The sequence below is a fragment of the Cryobacterium sp. TMT2-15-1 genome (assembly GCF_004402345.1).
GTDB classification, from domain to species: Bacteria; Actinomycetota; Actinomycetes; order Actinomycetales; family Microbacteriaceae; genus Cryobacterium; species Cryobacterium sandaracinum.
This window is the reverse complement of record NZ_SOGD01000058.1, coordinates 1-2,601: the sequence shown is the minus strand read 5'-3', so window position 1 is coordinate 2,601 and position 2,601 is coordinate 1. Positions and strand designations below refer to the sequence as shown.

Genomic DNA, 2,601 nt, shown 5'->3' with positions numbered 1-2,601 from the left:
TGAGTATTTGCGGGTTTGGGGGCCAGTGAATATTGCCTTCGGGGGCCACCGGTATTGCCTTTGGGAGCCACACGGTCGCGCGGTCGGGGGCCACTGGCTCCCGACCGCGCGAACCTTTATGCGTTGACCTGGCCGGCGGTGTGTTCTCGCATGTTGTGGCCGCCGGTCTCGACCCAGATGGTGTTGTGCACGATGCGGTCCATGATCGCGTCGGCGTGAACCCCAGAGCCGAGGCGCTGGTGCCAATCCTTCTGCGCGTATTGCGTGCAGAAGACCGTCGAGGCCTGGTCGTAACGCCGCTCGAGGAGTTCCAGAAGCATGCTCCTGGTGCTTTCGTCGGGCTCGTCCAGGAGCCATTCGTCGATCACCAACAGCGAGAACGCGGCGTACTTGTTCAGAAACTTCGTCGACCCGGACGGCTTGTCGCGGGCCAGTTGCCAGGCCTCTTCGAGCTCCGGCATCCGGATGTAGTGCGCTCGCACCCGGTGCATGCATGCGGCCTTCGCCAGCGCGCAGCCCAGATACGATTTCCCCGACCCGGTGAAGCCCTGGAAAACGACGTTCTGCTGCCGATCGATGAACGAGCAGGTGCCCAGCCCCGCGAGCATCGAGCGGTCCAGGCCGCGTTCCTCGACGAGGTCCAGGCGGCGCAGGTCAGCGTTTGGATAGCGCAGGTTCGCCCGACGGATCAGCCCCTCGACCTTGGTCTGGGTGAAGACGGAGTGGGCGTCGTCGACGGCGAGTTTGACTCGCTCCTCGAAAGCCAGACCGAGGGTGAGGGTGTCGTCCTGGGCGTCGAACGCGTCCAACAGGGTGGCGACTCCCATTTCACGGAGTTTGCGTTTGGTCTCGATATCGATCCGGCTCATCGTGCACCGCCTCCGGCGTAGTAGTCGGCGCCGCGGACGTATCCGCCCGGTTCGGGCTCGGTGGGCTCGAAACGCGGAATCCTGCGGGTGCTTTTCTTGTCCTGCCCGGTCTCCAGGATGGGCTGCAGATGCGCATACCGGGGCGAGCGAACACGACCGTCCAGCGCGATCTGACACGCTCTTTCCACTCGCTCGCTGGAGTAGCGCCGGCTCAGCCGCAGCACTGCCAGGGCGGCGTCGAAACCTTGTTCTTCCACCGGGACGGACTCGAAGATTCTGTTCACCACGGTCACCATGTTCGGGCCGATCCGTGTCGCCCAGGCCCGGATCCTGACGGTGTCCCACTCCCGATACCTCTCGCCCTGGGGCTGGTCGGCATCGTTGGTGCGGTATTCGTTCACGACATGCTCGCCAAATAATAGGTGGCTGGTGAGCCGCTCGTGGTTGCGATAGACCTCCAGCAGCCGGGAGGTGACGCGCAGGTCCACGGACTGTCCGATCTGCGCGTAGGGGACGGAATAGAAGTTCTTCTCCCAGACCACATGCCCGTTTTTCTGCACCCGGCGCCCGATGATCCACCGGCTGATCTCATATGGGGCCGACGGCAGCGGCCGCAGCAGCGCCTTCTCCTCGGTTTCAAACACGCTCAGGCGGGAGCCGGCGCGTTTCTGGAACGGTTCCCGGTTGTAGGCATCCATCCGCTCCCCGATCGCGGCGCGCAGTTCGGGAAGCGTCCCGAAGCTGCGATGACGCAGCCCCGCGATCACCCAGGTGGCAACATGAGAGACCGTGTTCTCCACGCTCGCCTTGTCTTTAGGTGCCCGCGGCCGGCCCGGCAGCACCGCTGCCGAGTAGTGCGCGGCCATCTCGCGGTAGGCGTCGTTCAATACGACCTCACCCTCGCGAGGGTGCTTGATCACGCCGGTTTTCAGGTTGTCGGGCACGATCCGGGGAACCGTTCCACCGAACCACTCAAACATCGCCACGTTCGCCAGCAGCCAGGTGTCTTGCCGCATATCCAGCGCCGGCTCGACGAACGCGTACCGAGAAAACGGCAGGCACGCGACGAACAAATACACCCGGGACGGCTCGCCTGTGACCGGGTCGACGAGCTGCATCGTCGGGCCCGACCAGTCGACCTCGACCGTCCGTCCGGCCTTATGACCCACCCGGGACGCCGCTCCCGTGACCAGGGCATGCGCCGCGTAGGACTTGCAGAACCGGTCGTAACCCATCGCCGGCTGCCCCGTCACCGCGCACCCGTCGACGTACTCGCCATGGAGCAGCTTCAGCGTCACCCCGACCTTAGCGAGCTCTTTGTGCACCGCCTCCCAATCCGGCTGCACGAACACACTCTCGTGTTCGCCCCGGCCCGGGAACAGCAGCGCATACACCTCGGCCTCGGTGCGGCCGCCATGGCCGTCACTGCCGATACCACCGGCCTTCTCGGCGGCATCGAACACCGCCAGCACACTCTTGCGCGACATGCCCTGCGCGAGAGCGATCGCCCGCCCCGTCATTCCTTCGGCGCGGAGTTGAAGCACGAGCTTCGCGTTGATCCTTCGTACCATTGTTGATTACTCCTTCTGCCGCGTGCCTATACACGCGGCGGAAGGAGCTAAGCAGATGGCCCCCAACAGCAATATTCGGTGGCCCCCAAACACGATACCGGCCACATCGACCGGTGGCCCCCAACGTCAATATCGGTGGCCCCCAGGAGCGCTAATACTCA

Annotated in this window: 2 protein-coding genes; both read right to left on the bottom strand. The window is 64.6% G+C overall.

Translation table 11 applies throughout. The annotated features are described in order from the left end of the window. Positions 1–116 precede the first annotated feature (116 nt). The gene (locus tag E3O62_RS15325) at positions 117–869 is read right to left on the bottom strand and encodes an ATP-binding protein (protein ID WP_134399074.1); all 753 of its coding nucleotides are present in this window, start codon (positions 867–869) and stop codon (positions 117–119) included. Continuing rightward, positions 866–2,440 carry an IS21 family transposase gene (gene istA / locus E3O62_RS15320; RefSeq protein ID WP_134399073.1) on the bottom strand — a complete coding sequence of 525 codons (1,575 nt, stop codon included), beginning with the start codon at positions 2,438–2,440 and terminating at the stop codon, positions 866–868. The genes E3O62_RS15325 and istA overlap by 4 nt, the downstream gene beginning before the upstream one ends. Positions 2,441–2,601: the final 161 nt, after the last annotated feature.

Bases quoted from the DNA above. Each gene is read 5' to 3' on its own strand.
- E3O62_RS15325 (WP_134399074.1), bottom strand. From the start codon at position 869: ATGAGCCGGATCGATATCGAGACCAAACGCAAACTCCGTGAAATGGGA.
- istA (WP_134399073.1), bottom strand. From the start codon at position 2,440: ATGGTACGAAGGATCAACGCGAAGCTCGTGCTTCAACTCCGCGCCGAA.